Annotated in this window: 22 protein-coding genes; 10 read left to right on the top strand and 12 right to left on the bottom strand. The window is 71.4% G+C overall.

All coding sequences use genetic code 11. The features are described 5' to 3' along the window. Window positions 1–13: 13 nt before the first annotated feature. From K377_RS13135 to K377_RS13155, 5 genes are read right to left on the bottom strand one after another with little or no spacing between them, the layout of a single operon-like run. The gene (locus K377_RS13135; RefSeq protein ID WP_111663470.1) at window positions 14–193 is read right to left on the bottom strand and encodes a hypothetical protein; all 180 of its coding nucleotides are present in this window, start codon (window positions 191–193) and stop codon (window positions 14–16) included. Further along, window positions 190–1,686, bottom strand: a complete 1,497-nt coding sequence (locus K377_RS13140) for a glycosyltransferase family 2 protein (RefSeq protein ID WP_111663471.1) — start codon at window positions 1,684–1,686, stop codon at window positions 190–192. The genes K377_RS13135 and K377_RS13140 overlap by 4 nt, the downstream gene beginning before the upstream one ends. Beyond that, window positions 1,683–2,414, bottom strand: coding sequence for a PHP domain-containing protein (locus K377_RS13145; RefSeq protein ID WP_111663472.1), 732 nt, complete (start codon window positions 2,412–2,414; stop codon window positions 1,683–1,685). Before K377_RS13145 ends, K377_RS13140 begins: the two co-directional genes overlap by 4 nt. Further along, window positions 2,411–3,505 carry an ATP-grasp domain-containing protein gene (locus K377_RS13150; protein ID WP_111663473.1) on the bottom strand — a complete coding sequence of 365 codons (1,095 nt, stop codon included), beginning with the start codon at window positions 3,503–3,505 and terminating at the stop codon, window positions 2,411–2,413. The genes K377_RS13145 and K377_RS13150 overlap by 4 nt, the downstream gene beginning before the upstream one ends. Beyond that, window positions 3,498–4,628: a PIG-L deacetylase family protein gene (locus K377_RS13155; protein WP_111663474.1), complete on the bottom strand. Its 1,131-nt coding sequence runs from the start codon at window positions 4,626–4,628 to the stop codon at window positions 3,498–3,500. Before K377_RS13155 ends, K377_RS13150 begins: the two co-directional genes overlap by 8 nt. A 137-nt stretch (window positions 4,629–4,765) precedes the next feature. Here K377_RS13155 and htpX point away from each other — a divergent pair, with 137 nt between their 5' ends. Next, on the top strand, window positions 4,766–5,665 hold the full coding sequence (gene htpX / locus K377_RS13160) for a zinc metalloprotease HtpX (protein ID WP_111663475.1): 900 nt from the start codon (window positions 4,766–4,768) through the stop codon (window positions 5,663–5,665). A gap of 79 nt (window positions 5,666–5,744) precedes the next feature. Beyond that, window positions 5,745–6,305, top strand: coding sequence for a hypothetical protein (locus K377_RS13165; RefSeq protein ID WP_111663476.1), 561 nt, complete (start codon window positions 5,745–5,747; stop codon window positions 6,303–6,305). A gap of 13 nt (window positions 6,306–6,318) precedes the next feature. Here the strand turns inward: K377_RS13165 and K377_RS13170 are convergent, their stop codons facing one another. Continuing rightward, window positions 6,319–7,248, bottom strand: coding sequence for an aldo/keto reductase family oxidoreductase (locus tag K377_RS13170; protein WP_111663477.1), 930 nt, complete (start codon window positions 7,246–7,248; stop codon window positions 6,319–6,321). Window positions 7,249–7,464: 216 nt separating this feature from the next. Here K377_RS13170 and K377_RS13175 point away from each other — a divergent pair, with 216 nt between their 5' ends. Beyond that, window positions 7,465–8,472, top strand: a complete 1,008-nt coding sequence (locus tag K377_RS13175) for a D-alanyl-D-alanine carboxypeptidase family protein (RefSeq protein ID WP_111663478.1) — start codon at window positions 7,465–7,467, stop codon at window positions 8,470–8,472. A 91-nt stretch (window positions 8,473–8,563) separates the two neighbouring features. On the opposite strand, the gene K377_RS13180 is transcribed toward K377_RS13175, so the two are convergent. From K377_RS13180 to K377_RS13190, 3 genes are all read right to left on the bottom strand, one after another. Next, complete coding sequence (locus tag K377_RS13180) at window positions 8,564–9,310, bottom strand: cyclopropane-fatty-acyl-phospholipid synthase family protein (protein ID WP_111663479.1); 747 nt, start codon at window positions 9,308–9,310, stop codon at window positions 8,564–8,566. 356 nt (window positions 9,311–9,666) lie between these two features. Continuing rightward, window positions 9,667–10,632 (bottom strand): ornithine cyclodeaminase family protein, encoded by a 966-nt coding sequence (locus K377_RS13185; protein ID WP_111663480.1) that lies wholly within the window; start codon window positions 10,630–10,632, stop codon window positions 9,667–9,669. Between the two features lie 11 nt (window positions 10,633–10,643). Further along, on the bottom strand, window positions 10,644–11,513 hold the full coding sequence (locus K377_RS13190) for a PhzF family phenazine biosynthesis protein (protein ID WP_111663481.1): 870 nt from the start codon (window positions 11,511–11,513) through the stop codon (window positions 10,644–10,646). A gap of 104 nt (window positions 11,514–11,617) precedes the next feature. Between K377_RS13190 and K377_RS13195 the strand changes: the two genes are divergently transcribed. Next, on the top strand, window positions 11,618–13,024 hold the full coding sequence (locus K377_RS13195) for a PLP-dependent aminotransferase family protein (protein ID WP_161195182.1): 1,407 nt from the start codon (window positions 11,618–11,620) through the stop codon (window positions 13,022–13,024). A 32-nt stretch (window positions 13,025–13,056) separates the two neighbouring features. Here the strand turns inward: K377_RS13195 and K377_RS13200 are convergent, their stop codons facing one another. Continuing rightward, a complete protein-coding gene (locus tag K377_RS13200) occupies window positions 13,057–13,479 on the bottom strand; it encodes a YjbQ family protein (RefSeq protein WP_111663483.1) in 423 nt (140 codons plus the stop codon). A gap of 350 nt (window positions 13,480–13,829) precedes the next feature. Between K377_RS13200 and K377_RS13205 the strand changes: the two genes are divergently transcribed. The 5 genes from K377_RS13205 to K377_RS13225 all read left to right on the top strand — a co-directional run bounded on the left by K377_RS13205 (window position 13,830) and on the right by K377_RS13225 (window position 19,053). Continuing rightward, window positions 13,830–14,732, top strand: a complete 903-nt coding sequence (locus tag K377_RS13205) for an ABC transporter permease (RefSeq protein WP_111663484.1) — start codon at window positions 13,830–13,832, stop codon at window positions 14,730–14,732. Continuing rightward, complete coding sequence (locus K377_RS13210) at window positions 14,705–15,547, top strand: ABC transporter ATP-binding protein (RefSeq protein WP_111663485.1); 843 nt, start codon at window positions 14,705–14,707, stop codon at window positions 15,545–15,547. The genes K377_RS13205 and K377_RS13210 overlap by 28 nt, the downstream gene beginning before the upstream one ends. Window positions 15,548–15,602: 55 nt before the next feature. Next, on the top strand, window positions 15,603–16,649 hold the full coding sequence (locus K377_RS13215; protein WP_111663486.1) for an ABC transporter substrate-binding protein: 1,047 nt from the start codon (window positions 15,603–15,605) through the stop codon (window positions 16,647–16,649). A gap of 2 nt (window positions 16,650–16,651) precedes the next feature. After that, window positions 16,652–17,821 carry an LLM class flavin-dependent oxidoreductase gene (locus K377_RS13220; protein WP_111663487.1) on the top strand — a complete coding sequence of 390 codons (1,170 nt, stop codon included), beginning with the start codon at window positions 16,652–16,654 and terminating at the stop codon, window positions 17,819–17,821. A gap of 65 nt (window positions 17,822–17,886) precedes the next feature. Beyond that, window positions 17,887–19,053 carry an NAD(P)-binding domain-containing protein gene (locus tag K377_RS13225; protein ID WP_111663488.1) on the top strand — a complete coding sequence of 389 codons (1,167 nt, stop codon included), beginning with the start codon at window positions 17,887–17,889 and terminating at the stop codon, window positions 19,051–19,053. 68 nt (window positions 19,054–19,121) lie between these two features. Here the strand turns inward: K377_RS13225 and mltG are convergent, their stop codons facing one another. Further along, a complete protein-coding gene (mltG, locus tag K377_RS13230) occupies window positions 19,122–19,958 on the bottom strand; it encodes an endolytic transglycosylase MltG (RefSeq protein ID WP_111663489.1) in 837 nt (278 codons plus the stop codon). A gap of 112 nt (window positions 19,959–20,070) precedes the next feature. Continuing rightward, entirely contained in the window at window positions 20,071–21,888 is a 1,818-nt protein-coding gene (locus K377_RS13235; protein ID WP_111663490.1) for an ABC transporter ATP-binding protein, read from the bottom strand. 95 nt (window positions 21,889–21,983) lie between these two features. On the opposite strand from K377_RS13235, the gene K377_RS13240 reads away from it, so the two are divergent. Further along, the gene (locus K377_RS13240; RefSeq protein ID WP_111663491.1) at window positions 21,984–22,427 is read left to right on the top strand and encodes a MarR family winged helix-turn-helix transcriptional regulator; all 444 of its coding nucleotides are present in this window, start codon (window positions 21,984–21,986) and stop codon (window positions 22,425–22,427) included. Window positions 22,428–22,453 lie beyond the last annotated feature (26 nt).

The raw sequence follows: 22,453 nt of genomic DNA on the forward strand, positions 1-22,453 counted from the left end.
GCCGGTCGCGCCGTCAGACCAGCCACCACCAGCGGGCCACCAGAAGCGCCGCGACGACCAGCAGGACGACGAGCTCCAGCCAGAACAGCCGGTGATCGGCGCGCCGGTCCCGGCGGGTGAGTTCGCGGGCCCGCTCGGTGAGCGAGGGGACGTCGAACGGCCCCTGGCTCCCGGGGCTCTTGTGCGGTGTCATCGCGGCGCCGCCACCTTTCCGGTCTTCTCGGTCTTGTCCCAGGTCATCTGGGCGTGCCGGAGTTCCTGGACGAACGACGCGACCAGGCAGGCGGCCAGCAGCGAGCCGTATCCGGCGAGGTGGAGGAGAGGCGGTGCGAGCCACCGCATGCGGGTTCCGGTCAGCAGCTTGGCGCACCACGCGATGGGCATGGACAGGGCGAGCCAGGCGTAGACGGCGATCATCACCGGGTGGGACGTGCCGTCCTGCGGCACCAGGCCGATCCGGTCGAGCACGGGGACGAAGACGCCGGGCAGCGCGGTGATCACGAGGATGCAGAAGGCGATGGCGCCGGGATAGATCAGCGCCTCGAACCAGCTGCGGCGGAACGTCGACGGGTCGATCACCGCGCAGAGCAGCGTGATCAGCAGATAGCAGATCAGGTTGATCACCCACAGCACGTGGAACAGCGGCCAGGCGCGGTCGGGGTCGGTGAAGTACAGGAACAGCAGCGAGGCGGAGCACGCCACGAGGAGCACCGGAGTGGCGAGCAGCGAGAACCAGATCAGGCCGAACAGGAACGAGCCGAGCCGGTGGGTGCCGCCCGAGGTCCGGCCGCGGAACCAGACGTCGCGGTAGCGGCGGGTGACCTGGACGTTGCCGCGCGCCCAGCGCAGCCGCTGCTTCCACAGGCCCGTCAGCGTCGCCGGTTCCTCGGCGAGCACGGTGGCGAAGCCGTCGAAGACGACGCGCCGCCCGGCCAGTTGGGTCTCGAAGGTGGTGACGGTGTCCTCGGCGAGCGTGCCGGTGTCGAACCGGCCGCCGATGGCCTCCAGGTTGGCCCGGGTGTGCAGCTGGGCCCCGCCGGCCAGACAGGCGACGACGCCCAGGACGTTCTGGGCGCGGCGGGCGGCGGCCTGGGCGGTGATGTACTCGTAGGCGATGTAGCGGGTGAGGTAGTTGCCCTGTTTCCCGCTGCCCTCCTTGATGTACGCGGTCACGGCGCCCACCTCGGGGTCGGCGAGGTGCCGGGTCATCCGCCACAGCGCGTCGTGCTCGAAGACGACGTCGGCGTCCATGACGAGCACCGCCTCGGCCCAGTCGTCGTCCAGGACGTGGGCGAGGCCGTGGTTGAGGGTGTGGGCCTTGCCCTGGCCGCCCTGTTCGCGGCGCAGGTGGACCACCTGGCCGGGATGGCGGCGGATCAGCTCGCTCATCACGTCGGGCGTCTCGTCGGTGCTGGCGTCGTCGATGATGAAGACGCGCAGCCGGTCTCCCGGGTAGTGCAGGGAGAGCAGGGCCTCGACGGAGCCGGTGAGGACGGGGGCCTCGTTCCAGGCGGGGATGAGGATGGCGGTGCACGGCAGGTACAGGTCGTCCCGGTCCTCGTACAGGTGCCGGAACCGTTGCAGCCCGATGAGCAGGAACTGGAGCACTCCGACGACCAGCGGCACCGCGCCGAGGAAGACGATCACCTCGGCGACGGTGTGCGCGATCCCGCCCAGGACGTTCATCGCGCCTCCGCCTCGGCCAGGGCCTGCCGCACCCAGGGGAAGACCCCGACGGCGTCCGCCCGGTGCGCGTCGCTGCCCGCGACGAGCCGCACCCCGGCGCGGGCGAGGAGGGCCGCGGTGCGCGGGGCGGGGCAGCGCCACTTCTCGTTGAGTTCGACCGGGACACCGTGTCTGCGGCAGGCGCGGGCCAGCGGTTCGAGGAGCGTGGCGTCGACCGCCGCCTCGTCGAGCCCGGCCTTGGGCAGCACGCTGAACAGGTGGGCGACATGAGCGCTGCGGCCCGCGGGTACCGCGGCCACGGCCCGGGCCGTGGCCCGGACGAGGAGTTCGAGCGCCGTGTCGGGGGTGAGCGCGCCGGTGGCGAGCCGCTCGCGGACCTCGTCGGGGTGGGCGGGTCCGGCCGGGAGGGGGAAGCGGTGGTCGGCGAGGGCGACGTGGTCGATGCCGGTGAGGTCGTCCGGCAGGTCGATCCGGCCGTCGGTGTCCATGATCTTCGCCTCGACGCCGCAGACGAGGCTGACGGGGGTGGTGATGCGGGCGGCGCGCACGGCGGCCACGTACTGGGGCAGATAGGTGGTGTCGGCGCGGACGTGATCGGTGACGATCAGGGTGCCGAGCCCGGCGGTCTCGGCGGCGGCGACGACCCGGTCGAGCGGGTCGTGACCGTCGGAGAAGTCGGTGTGGGTGTGGAAGTCGGCGCGCAGGACCAGTGGGGGGCGCGGGCTCATCGCGGGCCTCCCGCGCCGGTCCCGGTCTCCCGTGCGTCCACCTTGCCCTCCATGGCTCCCATGTCGCCCAGTTCGGCGGGGTGCATGACGACGTCCTGCCAGTGCCGGACGACCGCGGTCTCGCGGTGGGCGATCCGGTCGGGCAGGTCGACGCCCAGGAGTCCGGCGACGGCCCAGCGGGGCATGTCGACCCCGGCGGCGACGGTCAGCGAGAGCCCGCCCGGCGGGCGCGGGTTGACCTCCAGGAGCGCGGGGCGGCCGTCGCGGTCCTCGCGCACCTGGACGTTGAGGACTCCGCGCAGGCCCAGCGTGTGCACGGTGGCCTCGGCGAGGGCGGACAGCTCGGGCGCGTGCAGGACGCGGCCCGCGACGACGATCCCGGAGTCTGTCTTGTCCCGGGCGCGCGGCACCGCGGCCACCACCCGTCCGGTGCCGTCGGTGAGCACGTCCACCGAGTACTCGGTGCCCGGCAGCATCTCCTGCACCAGGTACGAGCCGTCCTGCGGGAGCCGGGCGAGGCCGGCCGCGTCCTCGACGAGCGTCACCCCGCGCGAGCCGGATCCGGTCCGGGGTTTGGCGATGGCGGGGAAGCCGCCGTCGAACCCGTTCTCGGCACTGGCGCCCGAGGGACCGAGCAGGCGGGTGACCGGGACCCGTACGGCGCCCTCGCACGCCTGGGCGAGCCGCCATTTGTCCAGGCAGGTCTCCAGCCCGTCCGCGTGGGGGACCAGGACCCGTACGCCGGCGTCGGCGAAGCCGTCGGCGGCGCGGGCGAGCGCCACGAGCTCGGCGTCCACGGTGGGGACGAGCACGTCGACGGCGTATCTGCGGCACAGGGCCAGGGCGGCCCGCGCGAAGGCCGGGTCGTCGCCGGGCGGCAGCAGCAGCCGGTAGGCGCGGGGCACGAGGTACAGGCCCGCGCCGAGCGGGTCGATGTCGGCGGCGTACCGCTCGGCCGCGCCGTCGAGGGCGCGCAGGAAGCAGACGCCGGACGGTCCTCCGGCGCCGGTGACCAGCACTCTGGGCGGGCGGCCGAGGGGCGCCGCGAGATCGGGTCCCGCGACCGGGCCGGGCCGGGTCGGCTCAGCCATGGTCGCCTGCGAAGAAGCCGAGCGGAGTGGCGTCACGGATGACCTCCAGGGGTTCGGCGTAGCGGGCCTGGGAGAAGCGGCCCCAGTAGCGGGCGGTCGAGCGCAGCAGGTCCTCGTCGAGGTACCAGCGGCTGCCCGCCTGGGAGCCGTGCGCCCGGATCGCGGCGAGCTTGGCGTCCAGGTCGGACTCGCTCAGGCCGACGAATCGGTTGGGGTGGTAGGAAACGGTGGCCGACGGCGACTGGTAGCACGCGAGGCGTGGGACGCGCCGGCAGGCGACGAGCGTCGCCCGGTGCACCGCTCGGTGGTCCTGGTGGGTGTCGCTGGCGGAGTGCACGAGCACGACGTCCGGCCTGGTCTTCTCCACCGTGCGTTCGATGACGCGGACCGTGCTGCTGTCGTCGCTGATCGAGCCGTCCGGCAGGTCCTCCATGACGAGTCGCGCGCCCATGACCTCGGCGGCGCGCAGGGCCTCGCCGCCGCGCCGCTCGGGGTCGCCCCCGCCGCCGCCGTGGGAGAGGGTCAGCACGGTGATGTCCCAGCCCTCGGCGGCCCGCAGGTGGATGGTGCCGCCCGCGCCGATCTCGACGTCGTCCGGATGGGCGCCGACCACGAGCATGCTCACGGGCTTCGGCGCGGGGGTCGCGGCCGGGGGCACGAGAGTCTGGTGCCGGGCCCGGCCGACCGCCGCGACCAGTCCGGCCGTATCGCCGCGTTCGACCATGTCGGCGGCGCGGCCGCGCAGTGCGGCCAGCGCGCGGTGGGTGCTCGGTGCGTCGTCGGTGACCACGACCGGAACGCCGGGATTCTGCGCGTACCACGCGCCGAGGAACGCGGTCAGGTTCTCGTCGCCCCCGCCGAGCCCGGTGTCCCAGACGGCGATGTCCCAAGCCCGCACGGGTGACGGAGGTCTGCGCCCGGCTTCGAGGAACGCGGCGGACGATCCCACGGTGTGCACATGGGTCACTCCGTGGTTGCGCAGCGCCTCGGCGGCGGCGGACGCGATCCGCTCGTCACGGTCGGCCAGCAGGAGGCGGGCCCCGGACAGAACGGGCCGGGCGTCGTGCGCGGACGGCGCCCTGTCATCGGAGCCTGGCAAAGATTGGCTGGACATATCCGACATAAGGGCAACTGTACAGTCCGATTTACAGACCCCCGGGGGCCGAAAGCCCCTCCGGCACGTGGGCGTTTCCTCCGGCTTTGTTTATGCCGCCAACAGCGATAAAGGGGGACAATCGAGTCCGAGGACCTGGAGGAGCCATGGCGCAGACCCGCTTCGCCCCCGACCGGGGGCTGACCTCGCGCATGGTCACGACGATGTTCTTCATCGGACTGCTGTACGTCGTGATCGTCGGAGTGCTCGTCGTCCTGCTCAAGGGCGCGTGGGTGGTGATCCTGCTGTTCGCCGGCGCCCTGTTCATCGCCCAGTTCTGGTTCAGCGACCGCATCGCCGCCTTCAGCATGGGCGCCCGCGAGGTCACCGCCGAGCAGGCGCCGGAGCTGCACGCGGCGGTGGACCGGCTGTGCGCGCTGGCGGACATGCCCAAGCCGCGGGTCGCCGTCGCGGACTCGGACGTGCCGAACGCGTTCGCGACCGGCCGCAACCGGAAGAACTCGATGGTGTGCGCCACGACCGGCCTGCTGCGCCGCCTCGAACCGGAGGAGCTGGAGGGCGTCCTGGCGCACGAGCTGTCGCACGTGGCGCACCGCGACGTGGCCGTGATGACCATCGCCTCGTTCCTCGGCGTGCTGGCCGGGCTGATCACCCGGTCCGCCCTGTGGAGCGGCATGGGCCGCAGCAACCGCGACAACAACGCGGCAGCGGCCGTCCTGATCGTCACCGCGGTCAGCGCCGTCGTCTACGCCATCAGCTTCCTGCTCACCCGGCTGCTGTCGCGCTACCGCGAGCTGTCCGCCGACCGGGCGGCCGCGCTGCTGACGGGCCGGCCGTCCGCCCTCGCCTCGGCGCTGACCAAGGTGACCGGCCAGATCGCGCAGATCCCGACCCGGGACCTGCGCAAGGCCGAGCCGTTCAACGCCTTCTTCTTCGCCCCCGCGTTCAACAAGGAGAGCTTCAGCCGGCTGCTGTCCTCGCACCCCACGCTCGAACAGCGCCTCGACCAGCTGGGCCGCATCTCGGCGCAGCTCGGCCGCCCGTAGTCCCACGAAAGTCCCACGAAAAGCGCACCCCGGGCGTTCGCCGGGAGAAGGCACCACGGGAAGGAAATCAGGACGCCGTATGGGATTCCTCGACGCCATCCTCGGCCGGAGCAAACCGGTCCGGCCCGACCTCGACCAGCTCTTCGCCCTCCCCTCGGCCGCCATCACCTTGCAGGCGGCGGCGTCGCTCGTCCCGACCGGAGCGGGGTCCGTCTGCTTCGCGACCGTCGAGGGCGGAGCGTTCGCCCGCATCCAGGAGGACATGGGCGAACTCCTCGACGGCCCCGTGACGTTCACCCAGGACGGCCTCGGCTACACCTGGCTCGAAGTGCGTCACACGCCGGACGACGTGGCGGGTCTGGTCAACGACCTGCACGCGGTGAACACCTCGCTGGAGGAGAGCGGGTTCGGCCCGCACCTGCTCTGCTCCCTGGTCGGCTTCACGGACGGCCAGGGGCGCTCCGTCGCACTCGTCTACCTCTACAAGCGCGGCACCTTCTACCCCTTCGCCCCCAAGGAGGGGCAGAAGCGGGACAACTCCCTGGAGCTGGAGGTGCGCGCCGCCCTCACCGACGACCTGCGGGTGGAGCAGGACCTCGGCCGGTGGTTCCCCGTCTGGGACGCCCCCGGCCTGAGCTGAGCGGCGCGTCCGGCTACGGGAGCGTGTGCCCGGCCGCGCGGAAGAGCCGGTACCACTCCTCGCGGGTGAGCGGCAGCTCGGAGCCGGCCGCCGACTCGGCGACCCGGCCCGGGTTGGTGGTGCCGAGGACAACCTGCATGTTCGCCGGGTGTCGGGTGATCCAGGCGACGGCGACGCCGGTCGGCGTCACCTCGTACTTGGCGGCCAGCTCGTCCAGTACGTCGTTGAGTTCGGGGTGCGTCTCGCGGTCGCCGATGAAGACGCCGTCGAAGAAGCCCTTCTGGAACGGGGACCAGGCCTGAAGGGTCATCCCCTTCAGGCGGGAGTAGTCGAGCAGGCCGTTGTCCCGGCTGACCGACTGGTCGAGTCCGGCCATGTTCGCGGCGACCCCGGAAGCGATCATCGGGCAGTGGGTGATGCTCAGCTGCACCTGATTGGCGACGAGGGGCTGCCGCACCGCGGTCTTGAGGAGTTCGACCTGGCCCGGGGTGTGGTTGGAGACCCCGAAGTTCACGACCTTGCCGGCCGCGTGCAGCTCGTCGAAGGCCGCGGCCACCTCCTCGGGCTCCACGAGGGTGTCGGGCCGGTGCAGCAGGAGCAGGTCGAGGTAGTCGGTGCGCAGGGCCGCCAGCGACTCGTCGACGGTGCGCAGGATGTGCTCTTTGGAGAAGTCGAAGTACCCGGACCGGATACCGACCTTGCTCTGGATGACGATCGACTCCCGCTCGGCGGCGGTGAGCTTGACGGCCTGCCCGAACCGCTCTTCGCAGGCGTGGCGCGTGGGGCCGTAGATGTCGGCGTGGTCGAAGGTGTTGACGCCCGCGTCCCGGGCGCTGCCGTACAGCGTACGGATGTCCTCGTCGGGAAGGTCGGCGATGCGCATGAGCCCCAGGACGATGTTCGAGGCGCGCAGCTCGGTACCGGGGAAAGAGATCGTCTTCATGCCCGCATCCTCTCAGGCCGCCCGGCGGCTCGGCGGCACGAGATCCGCCAGGTGCCTGCACGCAATCTTCATGGATCGTCAGAACCCTTGCGCCTGTTACCCGGTTATGACATGGCGATCTTGACACTCGCCGTCGGCCCGCAAGTAGGTTCGGTATGCACTGATTTTTTTCCTTGTGACGAACCGGCGTCCCTCGCGCCGGGAGAAGGGATGCCTATGGGTAGCCACGCCCGCCCCAGCCGACTGCACCGCACCGGGGCCCGCGTCGCGACGGTCGCGCTGTTCGGCGCCTTCCTGCCGATCACCGCCGGGGGCCTCGCCCAGGCCGACACCGCGCCCGTCACGAACTCCGCGGGCGAGACCGACCGGGCGAGCGCCGACACGCTCGCGGCCTCCGGCCAGGACACGAGCGCGGCGGAGACCAGATCCACGTCCCAGGACGTACCGGACACCGCACTCGCCAACGCCTATCTGCTGGACGCCCGCGACGGCAGCCAGGAGCGCGAGATGTGGGCCGGGGCCCAGGCCGACCAGAGCGTGTCGATGGCCAGCACCACCAAGATCATGACCGCGCTCGTCGTGCTCCGGCACCCGGAGTGGCTGGACCGGCAGATCACGGTGAAGCAGGAGTACCGCGACTACGTCCAGGAGAACGGCGCCAGCACCGCGGACCTCCAGACCGGCGACACGCTGACCGCCCGCCAGTTGCTGCACGCCATGCTGATCCCGTCCGGCGGGGACGCCGCGATGGCCCTGGCCGACAGCTTCGGCACCGGGGACACCATGGACGCGCGGATCGCCGACTTCGAAAGCCAAATGAACACCGAGGCGCAGCAGCTGGGCATGACCGGCACGCACTTCGACTCGTTCGACGGCATCTCGCACGGCGACAACCGCAGCACCGCCCGCGATCTGGCCAGGCTGGGCCAGCGCGCGATGCTCAAGCCGGTGTTCGCCGACATCGTGAAGACGAAGAAGTTCGAGACCGAGGCCCCCGCGGCCAACGGCCGTACGCGCTACTACACCTGGGTCACCACCAACGACCTGCTGAGCAGCTACGACGGCGCCCTGGGCATCAAGACGGGCAGCGGCGCGGAGGCCGGTTACTCCCTGGTCTTCGCCGCGCAGCGGGACAACCGCACGCTGGTCGGCGCGATCGTCGGGGCCGACAAGGAGGTCTTCGCCGACGCCGCGAAGATCCTCGACTGGGGCTTCGCCCACTGACCGGGCACCCTCCACAGGCGTGGGCCCTGCTCCTCCAACTGACGGGAGGAGCAGGGCCCACGCTTGTGCGTAAGTCTCCGGAACGGGTGTGTCAGCGCTGCATGAGAGCGAAGACGCCCCAGCCGAGATGTTCACGCGTGGCGCGGGCGTACCGGGCGGGCTCGTCGGTGAGTTCCTCCCGTACCTCGGGGGCCATGGCGTCGTCCGGGTTGTCGTCGAGCCAGCGGCGCATGCTGAGCCACTGGGCGGCGGCGTACCGGTCCCAGCTGTCCTGGTCGGCCAGCGTCATCTCCACGACGTCGTACCCGAGATCCTGGAACCGCCCGATGAGGTCCGGGAGTTCGAGGAAGTCGGCGATGGCCGTGGCATGGCAGTCCTGGGCGGTCCGCTCGTCCGGCGGGGTCCGCCGCCAGTACGGCTCGCCGATCAGCATCAGGCCTCCGGGGCGCAGGCTGCGCCGGAGCAGCTCGATCGTTCCGGCGACGCCGTCGCCGATCCAGGTGGCGCCGATGCAGGTCGCCAGATCGACCGGCTCGTCCGCGACGTGGCCGGCGGCGTCCCCGTGCAGGAAGCGGACGCGGTCGGCGACGCCGAGTTCGACGGCGCGGGCCTTGGCCTGCTCGGTGAACAGGGTGCTGATGTCGACGCCGGTCCCGGTGAAGCCCAGGTCACGCGCCCAGGTGCACAGCATCTCGCCCGAGCCGCTGGCCAGGTCGAGCATCCGGGTGCCGGGGGCGAGGCGCAGCGACTCGCCGAGAGAGGCGAGCTTGACCGCGGTGAGCGGGTTGTGGATCCGGTGGCCGCTCTCGCGGATGGTGAAGATGCGGGGAAGGTCCATGACCTTGATCCTTTCTGTCATGCCTGGTGGAGGGTGTCGACGCGCCGGTCCTGCGGGACGGCGCACACGGGCGCAGAAGGATCAGGTGGATGTGAACGTGAAGGTGAAGTGAGTCGATGAGACACAGTGGAGACCCTTGGACAGGGGCCCCGCCGGACGGCAGGCGTGCCGGAACCGGTCCCCCGTAGAAGGAGAGGCGGGAAGGCAGGCGTGGGTCAGGACGAGGCCCGGGACGTGAGGATGATCCGGGCACCGCAGACGGCGGTGGTCTCCACAGCGACCATGCAACTCACCTCCTGGAAATCTCCGTGAGCGACCTTGTCGTCGCTTCACCGGCAACGATAACACCGGTCCTCTCACGGCCGCCGGAGACGGTCGAGGGCCGTCTCGGCCGCGGCGAGGTCCTGGGGACCGATGCCGATGAGCTTGGCTACGGTGATGTCGTCGGGTGTGCGCCGTCCGGCGATCCGCCCGGCCAGGACCTCGCCGATCTCACCGTCGACGCGCTCCGCGGTGATCTCGCCGCGTGCGATGGCGGCATGCACGTCCCCGTACTGCAGGGCCAGTTCGCGGCTGTCCACGACGATGCGGGTGGCGCGGTGCAGGCAGGCGCCGTCGAGTTCACGCTTGTCCGGGTCGTCGGCGCCGAGCGCGGTGATGTGCTGCCCGGGGCGGAGCCAGGAGCCGAGGAGGACGGGGGTGGGGCTCGCCGTCGCGGTGACGACGATGTCGGACCGGCGCACGGCCCGCTGCGGATCGGTGGCCGCGACGACCTCCACGTGCGGCAGGTCCTTGCCGAGACGATCGGCGAGGGCCGTCGCCCGGCGAGGGTCGCGGCCCCAGACGTGCATCTCGCGGATCGGGCGCACGAGGGTGAGGGCCCGCGCCTGGAGTCCGGCCTGCCTGCCGGTGCCGAGGACGGTGGCGGTGGTGGCGTCGGGACGGGACAGCGCGCGGGCGCAGACGGCTCCCGCCGCGGCCGTGCGGAGATCGGAGAGGTGGTGCTCGTCCTCCAGTACGGCGGTGACGGCTCCGGTCGACGCGTCGAAGAGCGCGACGAACCCGCCGCCTTCGGGCAGGCCGTGGGCCCGGTTGCCGGGGAACCAGTTGGCGATCTTGACGAGGAAGTGGCGGCTCCCGGGCAGGTGGGCGGCCTTGATGTGGGAGTCTCCGCCGTGGGCGACGGGCAGCACCATGACCGGCGCCCGGGCACCCTCGGTAGTGCTGTACGCGACGAAGGCGTCGGCGACCGGTTCCACGAGGTCGGCGAGGTCCACGGCGGCACGGATGCGGTCGGCCGGGTGGACGGCGAAGTCGGGCATGGGAGGCGTCCTCACTCGGGCAGGGTGTCGAGGGTCCCGCGGGCCACGACGCTCACGTCGCCGCCGACGCGGATGTTGTGCGGCGCGTCGGGGCGCCCCTGCGCCGTAACGGTGAGGAGGCTGGGACGGCCGGTGAAGCGCCCCTGCCTCAGGGTGAACTCCTCGTCGACGGGCACGAGTTGCTGCTGGGCCAGGTAGGCGCCGACACAGCCGGCCGCACTGCCGGTGGCGACGTCCTCCATGACACCGTCGTTGTTCCAGTGGCGGCCCTCCAACGCCTCGACGTCGAGCAGGTACGCGAACTGCGCACCGTACCGTCCGACCAGTTCCGCGAAGTCGTCGCGCACGATCCTCGCCTCGGCGAGACCTCCCACGACGGGCACGACGAGATACCGCAGGCCCGTGGAGACCGTGCGCAGCGGAAGGTCGGCGAGCGTCCGCTCGGGCAGGTTCAGGGCAGCCGCGATCTCCGCCCTGCCCCCCTCCGGGACGGTCGCGAGGAACTCCGGCGCGCCCTGGTCGAGTTCCGCGCGATACCCGCCGGTGATGGGCCGGGTGGACACCTCGACGGTCCTTCCGGTGAGGTGGAACGTCCAGCGCAGGGGGCCGGGTGCCCCGTCGCGCTCGTGGAGCACGGCGGCGGCGCCCAGGACCGGGTGTCCGGCGAAGTCGAGCTCCTCGAAGAGGTCGAAGATACGCGCGGTGACGTGCCGCACCCCCTCTCCTCGGCTCAGGAAGATCGTCTCGAAGTGGCGGAGCTCCTGGGTGATCGCCAGCATCTGCGCGGCGGAGAGTCCGGGATCGTCGGGGAAGACGGCAAGGCTGTTGCCGGTGTACGCCCGTGAGGCGAACACGTCGACGTGGCGATAGAGCAGGGGCATGAGGTTCCCGGGCGGTGCGAGAGCGGTCTGGTACGTGTCGACGCTAGGCGGCGCCGCTCGGGCCGTCATGGTCCAATCCGCGTAACGTGGACCAGGTGGATGGTGTGGTGCGACGGGTCCCGGCGTCACGGTTTCCGTCCCTGCTCGGCGACTGGCGTGCGGGGGACGGTTCGCTGGCGCGCCGACTGGCCGGCGCCGTAGAGAAGGCCGTGCGCGACGGGCGGCTGCCCCTCGAGGCGCGGCTCCCGGCCGAGCGTCTGCTCGCCGACGAGCTGGGCCTCGCGCGGGGCACCGTGGCGGCGACCTACCAGATCCTGCGCGACGAGCAGCTGATCGTGACCCGCACCGGGTCCGGCAGCACGGTCTCCCTGCCGCCCCGGCTGCACGACCGCCTCTCGCCGTGGGCCAGCGACCGGGGCGAGGCGGGCCGGGACGGAGCGCCGCTGGACCTCACCGTCGCGGAGCCCGCGGCGCCCTTCGACGAACTGCTCCGGGCCGTGCGCGAGGCGACCGAGGCACTCCCGGCCGCGCTCCTGGGGAACGCTTCCGCGGGCCTGCACACGGCGGTCGCCGCGCTCTACGACTCCCAGGGCCTCCCGACCGGCCCCGAGAACGTCCTTCTGACCAGCGGAGCCGACGCGGCACTGAGCCTCCTCACGGCCGCATACCTGCGCCCGAACAGCAGAGTCGTCCTGGACTCCCCCACCTACCCCGGCGCGCTCGCCCTGTTCCGGGCCGCCGGCGCCCGCCTGATCCCCCAGCCCCTCACACCCACCGGCTGGGACGTCCCCGCCCTGGACCGCACCCTCACCGAGGCCCGGCCGTCCCTGACCTACCTGGTCCCGGACTTCCACAACCCGACCGGCCTGCTGATGGGCGAGGAGGACCGTGCCGATCTCGGACGGCGACTGCGCGCCCACGACACCCTGCTCGTCCTCGACGAGACCATGCGGGACCTGGACCTGCGCGACGACGCCGCACCGCCGCCCCGGACCGCGGCGCGCGCCGGTGACCGGCGGGTCGCGTACGCGGGTTCCCTGAGCAAGTCACTGTGGCCGGGCCTGCGCGTGGGCTGGATCCGCGCCCACCCGGACACCGTCCGCCGCCTGGCGGCCCTCCCGCTCGCGGCAGCGCTGGCCCCCTCCCCCTTCGATCAGCTGGTGGCAGCCCGGCTCCTGGACCACAGGGAAGCGGTGCTCACCCGCCGACGCGCACAACTGCGCCTCCAGCGCGACCACTTGGCGACACGACTACGAACGTTGCCGTGGTGCCGCTTCCAGGTTCCGCAGGGCGGTCTGTCCCTGTGGCTGGAACTCCTCGACGCCGACTCCGGCCAGCTGACCACGCTGGCGGCCACCCGCAACCTCGCCCTCACCCCGGGCCACCACTTCTCCCCCGACGGCGCCCTGGACCGCTACCTCCGCATCCCGTTCACCCTGCCGCCCGAGGCACTCGACACGGCGATCGACAGGCTCGCCGAGGCGCATGAGGGGCTGGGGGGCGGGCGCTGAGGTTTCAGGGCCCGCCCCAGCTCACGCTCTCGTCAACCGAGAAACGACAACCGCACCTGCCGCCGCGCATTGTCCACGTTCGTGTCCACCAAGCACACGGACTGCCACGTCCCCAGTTCCAGTCCTCCCCCGATCACCGGCAACGTCGCATGGGGCGGGACGAACGCCGGGAGGACGTGGTCGCGGCCGTGGCCGGGGCTGCCGTGGCGGTGCTGCCAGCGGTCGTCGGCCGGGAGGAGGGTGTGCAGGGCCGCGAGGAGGTCGTCGTCGCTGCCCGCGCCCGTCTCGATGACGGCGATGCCCGCGGTGGCGTGCGGGACGAAGATGTTCAGCAGGCCGTCGCGGCCGCGGGCGACGTCGCGCAGGAAGGACTCGCAGTCGCGGGTGAGGTCGACGATCCGCTCGGCGGAGCCGGTGGTGACGTTCAGGACGTGGGTTGTGAAGGCATCGGACATAGGTGCCATTGTCGCCCACCAGGGCCGCCGAGCGACGGAAGGCCATCGCCCGGATCCCGCACCCTGGTACAGGGGTCCACCCAGCGAGACGGCATTGACGGTACGTCGACAGGTGGCTACGTTCTGGCGCATGTTGCGTTCAGCCCTGCTCACCACGCGCGGTCACATCGACCTGCTGCGGGTGGCCTCCGCCGCGTGTCGCCGCGGCTGCTGACGCCCTTCTTCTCGCTTTTCTTCTTCCTTCCCCTTTCGCTCCGTCTCGGTCCACGCCTGTGCCGACGCGTCGCTGAGGCACGCCCGGCGCCGCCTCGACCGCCACCGGAGCGCACCCTCCCCTGCCCTGGAGTGCCATGAGCATCAGCCATGCCCCGCCCCAGAAACCGTCCAGCGACGCATCCGGTCAGTCCGGTGAGGTGGATTCGCCCCCGCCCGCCGATCCCGCGTCCGCGCTGGAACTGGTGCCGATCGTTCCCTCCTCCGCCCGTCGCACCCGCCTCCCCCGGTGGCTGCGCCGCACCTCCGGTCCTCTTCTTCTGCTCGCCCTGTGGCAACTACTCAGCTCCACGGGTGTGTTGACCCCCGAGGTGCTGGCCTCGCCGGGCACCATCGCCGGTGTAGCGCGTGACCTGTTCGCCGACGGCTCGCTGCCCACCGCGATGGGCGTCTCACTGCAACGTGTCGCCCTGGGGCTGCTGTTCGGCGTCGTCGTCGGAGTCGGGCTCGCGCTGGTGTCGGGGCTGTTCCGGATCGGTGAGGACCTGGTCGACGCGAGTGTGCAGATGCTGCGGACCGTCCCCTTCGTGGGGCTCATCCCGCTGTTCATCATCTGGTTCGGGATCGGCGAGGCCCCGAAGATCGCCATCATCACGCTGGGCGTGTCGTTCCCGCTGTACCTCAACGTCTACGCGGGGATTCGCGGCGTCGACTCCCAACTCGTGGAAGCGGGCGAGTCGTTGGGGCTGAGCCGCTGGGGGCTCGTGCGCCATGTCGTGCTGCCGGGGGCGCTGCCCGGGGCCATGACCGGGCTGCGGTACTCGCTCGGGATCTCCTGGCTCGCGCTCGTGTTCGCCGAGCAGATCAACGCCGACGCCGGCATCGGCTTCCTGATGGTGCAGGCGCGGGACTTCCTGCGGACCGACGTCATCGTCGTCTGCCTGATTGTCTACGCGTTCCTCGGCCTGCTCGCCGATTTCGTCGTCCGAACCCTCGAAAGGCTGTTGCTGCAATGGCGACCGACGTTCACCGGCCGGTGACCCCGCCCGCCACCGCCCGCTCCGCGGTACGCGTCTCAGGACTCACCCGCGCCTTCGACGGACGGGCCGTCATCGATGATCTGCACCTTGACGTACAGGAGGGCGAGTTCGTCGTTCTGCTCGGACGGAGCGGGTGCGGGAAGTCGACGCTGCTACGGATCCTGGCCGGGCTCGACCGGGACATCAAGGGCACCGTCCTGGTGCCGCGCCGCAAGGCCGTGGCCTTCCAGGCGCCTCGCCTGATGCCGTGGAAGCGGGTGTGGCGCAACGTCCTGCTCGGCCTGCCGGGCTCCCCGGGGCGGGACGTCGCCGAGCGGGCGCTGGACGAGGTCGGTCTCGCCCACCGTACGAATGCCTGGCCGAAGACCCTCTCCGGCGGCGAGGCCCAGCGCGCCTCGCTCGCCCGGGCCCTCGTCCGTGAGCCCGAACTGCTGCTGCTGGACGAGCCGTTCGGAGCGCTGGACGCCCTGACCCGGATCAAGGCCCAGCGCCTGGTCGGCGAGCTGTGGCAGCGGCGGGGCTGCGCCGTCCTGCTGGTCACCCACGACGTCGAGGAAGCGGTACTCCTCGCCGACCGGGTGCTCGTGATGGACGACGGCGTCATCGCGTACGAGACCAGGATCGATCTGGACCGGCCGCGCGACATCGGCGACCCGCGCTTCGCCGAACTGCGGGCCGAGTTGCTGCGGCGGCTCGGCGTCGACGACAACACCGACAGCGGCGAGGCCATCGGCAGCGGATCCGGCGGTGGACCCCACCAGCAGGACGCGCAGGACGCTCCCTCGGCGACGGTCGCGAAGCAACCCGTCACCTGATCACGCCCGCTCCCCCACCTTCCCCAACTCCTCTCTCCCCGAACGGACTTCCACCATGCGACGCCTCCTCCCCCTCCCCGCCCTGCTCACCCCGCTGGCCCTGCTCCTCGCCGCCTGCTCGGGCGCCTCCTCCGCCACCACGTCCACCGCGGGTGCGGGAGGCGGCGGCACAGACGGAAAGGGCTCGCTCACGCTCAACGTCGGTGACCAGAAGGGCGGTTCGGAGGCCGTCCTGCGGGCCGCCGGTGAGCTGGACGACCTCGACTACAAGATCCGCTGGTCCACCTTCACCTCCGGACCACCGTTGCTCGAAGCCGTCAACGCCAAGGCCGTGGACATCGGCGGAGTCGGCAACACCCCGCCCGTCTTCGCGGCCGGCGCCGACTCGAAGATCAAGGTGGTGTCGGCCAGTCACGGCACCGCGAAGGGCGACACCATCCTCGTACCGAAGGACTCCTCGCTGCGTACACCGTCCGAGCTGAAGGGGAAGTCCATCGCGGTGGCGCAGGGATCGTCCGCGCACTACCAGTTGGTCGCCTCCCTGAAGAAGGCCGGGCTCGGGTTCGGGGACGTCAAGGTCAAGTACCTCCAACCGGCCGACGCGCTGGCCGCGTTCACCGGCGGCAAGGTCGACGCGTGGGCGGTCTGGGACCCGTACACCTCGCAGGTGCTGCGCGCCAAGCAGGGCCGGGTGCTCACCGACGGCGACGGGGTCACCAACGGGCTGGCCTTCCAGGTCGCCTCCCCGACCGCCCTCGCCGACAAGAAGAAGTCCGCGGCCATCAAGGACTACCTGGACCGGCTGCGGCGCGCCCAGAACTGGGTCTACAAGCACCCCGAGGAGTGGGCGAAGGTCTGGGCGAAGGACACCGGGCTGCCCTACGACGTCGCGCTCGACGCGGTGAAGCGGACGAACGGCACACGCGTGACCGTCGCCATCGACAAGGACGTCATCGCCTCGGAGCAGCAGATAGCCGATGCCTTCACGGAGTTGAAGCTGATCCCGCGCAAGGTCGACTTCTCGGAGTTCGTCGATACGCGGTTCAACGGCGATCTGCCCGCCTCCAGCACCGCCCCGCGCACCTACGCCAAGGAGTCCTGACCATGACCGTGTCCCTGCACTGGTTCCTGCCGACCGGTGGCGACGGCCGGAGCCTGGTCGACCGGCACGCGTTCAGCGGTGGTGCGCTGGGCGGCACTCCGGGCGGCGCGGTCACCGGGGTGCGGGCGCCCAGCCTGGACTATCTGATCCAGATCGCCAAGGCCGCCGAGCAGTTGGGCTTCGAAGGGGTCCTCACGCCGACCGGCACCTGGTGCGAGGACGCCTGGCTGACGACCGTGGCGCTCGCCCAGCACACACGCCGGCTCAAGTTCCTCGTCGCGTTCCGGCCCGGTGTGATCTCTCCGGTGCTGGCCGCGCAGATGGCGTCGACGTATCAACGCCTCACTCAGGGACGGCTGTTGCTCAACGTCGTCACGGGTGGCGATTCGGCCGAGCAGCGTCGCTACGGCGATCACCTCGACCACGACCGTCGCTATGCCCGCACCGACGAGTTCCTCTCCGTGGTGCGCGGCGTGTGGGGCGGGAGCGCGCAGGCACCGTACGACTTCGCGGGCGAGCACTACCGGATCGACGCGGGCTACTCGGCGCTGCCGCCCGAGCCCGTGCCGCAGATCTTCTTCGGTGGTTCGTCGGCCGCGGCCGGGCCGGTCGCCGCACGCCACACGGACGTCTATCTGACGTGGGGCGAGCCGCCGGAGCAGGTGAAGGAGAAGATCGACTGGATCCGGTCCCTCGCGGAGAAGGAGGGGCGGACCGTACGGTTCGGGATCCGGCTGCACACGATCACCCGCGACTCGGCGCGCGACGCGTGGACCACCGCCGACCGGCTGCTCGACGACCTCTCCCCCGAGACGGTCGCGGCGGCGCAGTCCGCGCTCGGGCGCAGCGAGTCGGTGGGACAGCAGCGGATGCTCGCACTGCACGGCGGCAAGCGGGAGGGCCTGGAGATCTCGCCCAATCTGTGGGCCGGGATCGGTCTCGTGCGCGGTGGCGCGGGGACCGCGCTCGTCGGCAGCCACGCCGAGGTCGCCGACCGGATCGAGGAGTACCACGCGCTCGGCATCGAGCACTTCGTCCTCTCCGGCTATCCGCATCTGGAGGAGGCGTACTGGTTCGGGGAGGGCGTGATCCCCGAACTGGTGGCGCGCGGGCTCGTGGCGCCGGTGGCGGCCGGGAGCGGTGCGCCGCTGCTGGTGGCCGGCGGGCGCTGAGTCCGGGCGGGCGCGGACGTGCGGGGCCCGGGAAGATCCCGGGCCCCGCACGAGTTGGTAGAAATGTGAACGAGATCGGGGTACGAGAGACGCCCGCCGGTACCGAGGGCGCGCGGCAGGTCGACGTCGTGGTCATCGGTGCGGGGCAGGCTGGCCTGTCCGCCGCCTTCCACCTGCGGCGGGTCGGCTTCGAGCCGGAGCGGGACTTCGTCGTCCTCGACCACGCGCCCCGGCCGGGCGGTGCCTGGCAGTTCCGCTGGCCCTCACTCACCTACGGCAAGGTGCACGGGATGCACTCGCTGCCGGGTATGGAGCTGACCGGCGCCGATGCGGCGCGGCCGTCGTCGGAGGTCATCGCCGAGTACTTCGACACGTACGAGAAGACCTTCGGGCTGCGGGTGCGGCGGCCCGTGGACGTGCGGCGGGTGCGCGAGGGTGACGGCGGGCGGCTGCTCGTCGAGACCTCGGCCGGAGTGTGGTCGACGCGCGCGCTGATCAATGCGACGGGGACCTGGGACCGGCCGTTCTGGCCGCGTTATCCGGGGCAGGAGACGTTCCTGGGGCGGCAGGTGCACACCGCGCAGTACCCGGGGCCCGAGGCCTTCGCGGGACAGCGGGTCGTCGTGGTCGGCGGGGGCGCGTCCGGGACCCAGCATCTGATGGAGATCGCCCCGTACGCCGCGTCGACGACTTGGGTGACGCGGCGGCCACCCGTCTTCCGCGAGGGACCTTTCGACGAGGATCGGGGCCGGGCCGCGGTCGCCCTGGTCGAGGAGCGGGTGCGACAAGGGCTCACGCCGCTGAGCGTGGTGTCGGTGACCGGGCTTCCGGTGAACGACGCGATCCGCGAGGCCCGGGCGAACGGGGTCCTGGGCCGGCTGCCGATGTTCGACCGGATCACGCCGACGGGCGTGGCCTGGGACGACGGGCGTGAGGTCGCGGCCGATGTGATCCTGTGGGCCACCGGGTTCCGTGCGGCGATCGACCATCTCGCTCCGCTCAGGCTGCGTGAGCCCGGCGGCGGGATCCGCATGGCGGGGACGCGCGCGGCGCTCGATCCGCGGGTGCATCTGGTGGGGTACGGGCCGTCGGCGAGCACGATCGGCGCGAACCGTGCGGGGCGCGCCGCGGTACGAGAGATCCAGCGGCTGCTCGACCGGGAGAACCCCGAGAGCCAAGCGGACCACGATGGTGGTGACGGCCGGAAGCAGGAGTCGGCCGTCGTGGCCTGAGCCGATCTGCGGGTTTGAGGGCGCGGCGAGTCCGGCCGCGCCCGCCGTACCGGCGTGGGCCAGAGCCCTCAGCCGTTCTTCTTCTCCGCCGCCTTGTTCTTGTTGAACTCCGCGACGTTCTTCTGGTGCTCGGCGAAGTCCGCGGTGAAGCGGGTGTCCCCCGGCTTGACCGTGACGAAGTACAGCCAGTCGCCCTGCGGCGGTGCGGCGGCCGCCTTCAGCGCCTGCTCGCCGGGGTTGCCGATCGGTGACGGCGGCAGGCCCATACGCGCGTACGTGTTGTACGGGTTGTCGCTCTTGGTGTCCTTCTCGGTGGTCGCCAGCGTGGAACGGCCGAGCCCGTAGTTGAGCGTGGAGTCCATCTGCAGCGGCATGCCGTGGTTCAGCCGGTTGTAGACGACGCGGGCGACCTTGCCCATGTCCTCCTTGTTGTCGGCTTCGGCCTCGACGATGCTCGCGATGGTGACGGTCTGGTACTGGCTCACCGTGTTCGGCTGGGCCCCCGCCGTGGAGTTCGGCCCGCGGAACTTCTTGTTGGCCGTGTCGACCATGTACGCGAGAAGGGACTGCGGAGTCGACTTGTCACCCAGGGGATAGGTCGCCGGGAAGAGGTAGCCCTCGGGGTTGCCCGCCGCGTCGCTGGGGAGCTTGAGGCCCGCCTCGGGAACGGCTTTCTTAGTGGTGCCGGCCGGCACACCGAGCACCTTGTCGACGGCTGCGTAGACCTGGCTCGACCGCCAGCCCTCGGGAACGGTCAGCGCCTGGGGAGCGCCCTCGTCGTCACCGAACATGGTCAGCGGTACCACCACGGCGGTGGCCGCCGCGACGGCCCCGGTCGCCAGCAGGGCGATGCGCCCTCTGCGTGTGAGTCGGATCGTGCTCCGTCGCGGAGTCTCGTTCAGCATGCGGGAACGGTAACCCGCCCATAAGGGTATTTACGGCATATCTTCACTCCGGAACCCGCACCGCCCCCGGGTGGGCCAGTGCCCGCGACGGTGCCCCGACGGCGCTCCGGCGTCACGCCGCCGTCTTCTCCAGCTGGGCGTCGCGCCGCACCAGGGCCGCGTACCGGCCGTCACTGTCCAGCAGCTCGTCGTGGGTGCCGCGCTCGACTATGCGGCCGGAGTCCAGGACCACGATCTGGTCGGCGTCGCGGACCGTGGACAGGCGGTGCGCGATGGTGAGCGTGGTGCGATCGGCCGAGAGCGCGTCGATGGCTTCCTGCACGGCGTGCTCGGTGCGGGTGTCGAGGGCGCTGGTCGCCTCGTCCAGGATGAGGATCGGCGGGTCGCGCAGGATGGTGCGGGCGATGGCCAGCCGCTGCTTCTCGCCTCCCGAGAAGCGATGTCCGCGCTCGCCGACCACGGTGTCGTAGCCGTCGGGCAGCGAGGCTATGTGGTCGTGGATCTGAGCGGCCCGCGCGGCGGCGTGCAGCTCCGCGTCGGTGGCGTCGGGCTTGGCGAACCGCAGGTTCTCCGCGACCGAGGCGTGGAAGAGATAGGCCTCCTGGGAGACGACGCCGATCGACCGCGCGAGGGTGTCGAAGTCCAGGTCGCGCACATCGACGCCGTCGACCGTGACCCGGCCGCCCGTGACGTCGTACAGCCGGGGCACCAGATAGCTGAGTGTGGACTTGCCGGAGCCGGTGGGGCCGACGACGGCGAGGCTGCCGCCCGCGGGAACCGTGAGGTCGATGCCGTCGAGGACCGGGCCGTGCCGGTCGTCCGTGACGTCGTAGCGGAACTCGACGTCCTCGAAGCGGACCTCTCCCTTGACGGCGTCGAGGTGGACCGCGTCCGCCCGCTCCGTGATGTCGATGGGCAGATCGAGGTACTCGAAGATGCGCTGGAACAGGGCGAGCGAGGTCTGGATCTGGACGCCGGTCTGCAGCAGGCTCACGGTCGGCCGGAACAGGCCCTGCTGGAGCGAGACGAACGCGACGAGCGTGCCGATGGAGACCGTGGGGCCGCCGAGCTGAAGGGCTATGCCGGCCGTCCAGTAGATGACCGCGGGCATGGCGGCCATGACGATGGAGATGATCGCCATGCGCCAACGGCCCGCCATGTTCGACCGGACTTCGAGGTCGACCAGGCCGTCCGACTCGTCGGCGAAGGACCGGGTGAGGGAGTCGGCGCGGCCCATGGTGCGGCCGAGCAGGATGCCGCTGACGGACAGCGACTCGGTGACCGTGGCGGCCATCGCCGCCATCTGCTTCTGGCGCTGGGTGGCGATCTTCTTGCGCTCGCGGCCGACCCTGCGGCTGATCCACACGAAGACGGGCAGCAGGAGAAGGGACACGATCGTGAGGCGCCAGTCGAGGGCGACCATCGCGATGATCGTGGCGACGACGCTCGTCAGGTTCGAGACCAGGGAGGTCGCCGTGGAGGTCACGGTCGCCTGCATGCCGCCGATGTCATTGGCGATGCGGGACTGGACCTCGCCGGTGCGGGTCCGGGTGAAGAAGGCGAGGGACATGCTCTGCAACCGGCCGTAGACGGCCGTGCGCAGGTCGTGCATGACGCGCTGGCCGACGGTGGTGCTGATGAGCGTCTGCAGCACGCCGAAGGCGCTGGTGACGACCGCGCTCACGATCATGCCGAGGGCCAGCAGGCTGAGCAGCCCGGTGCGGCCCTGCGGGATGGCGACGTCGAGGATCTCTCGAAGCAGGAACGGCGTCGCGACCGTGACCAGAGAGGCGGCGCCGACCAGTAGCCCGACGAGGGCGAGGCGGCCGCGGTAGGGGCGGAAGAGGGACAGGATGCGTCGGATCTGTCGCGGCTGCCCCGAGCTCTTGGCATCGGGGGGCGGCGTCCAGGTGATGTCGTCGCGGGGCATGGGCCTCCTAGATTCTGCGAAGTCGAGCGACTCGAGGAGCTTAGCTCATTGTTACCTATACTCACAATGCACAAAGTCCTGGTAATGTTCCCGGCATGAACACCCCGGACGCCGACGGGTTCCTCGCCGAACAGCTGCTGCGGCTGACCCGCCGCCTGCACCGCATCCAGAAGCGCCAGCTGGAGCCGGTCGGGATCACCCCCGCTCAGTCCCGACTGCTGCGCGCCCTCGTCCATTACGAGACGCCGCCCCGGATGGCCGATCTGGCCGATCGGCTGGAAGTGGTGCCGCGCGCCGTGACCACCGTGGTGGACGGCCTGGAGGCGGGCGAGCTGGTCCGCCGGGTGCCGGACCCGACCAATCGCCGGGTCATCCGGATCGAGCTCACGGAGCGGGGCCGGGCCGCCCTGCGGGAGCTGCGCAGCGCGCGCCGAGCGGCGGCAGAGGAGATCCTGGCCCCATTGGACACGGAGCAGCGCGCCCAGCTGACGGTCTTGCTGAACGCTCTGTTCGAAGCCCCGCGGGAGCGGGGCTGCTGACACCGCGGGCCGCTGATCGTCCGCCG

This window comes from Streptomyces sp. PsTaAH-137 (assembly GCF_003259365.1).
In the GTDB taxonomy this organism is placed as follows: Bacteria; Actinomycetota; Actinomycetes; order Streptomycetales; family Streptomycetaceae; genus Streptomyces.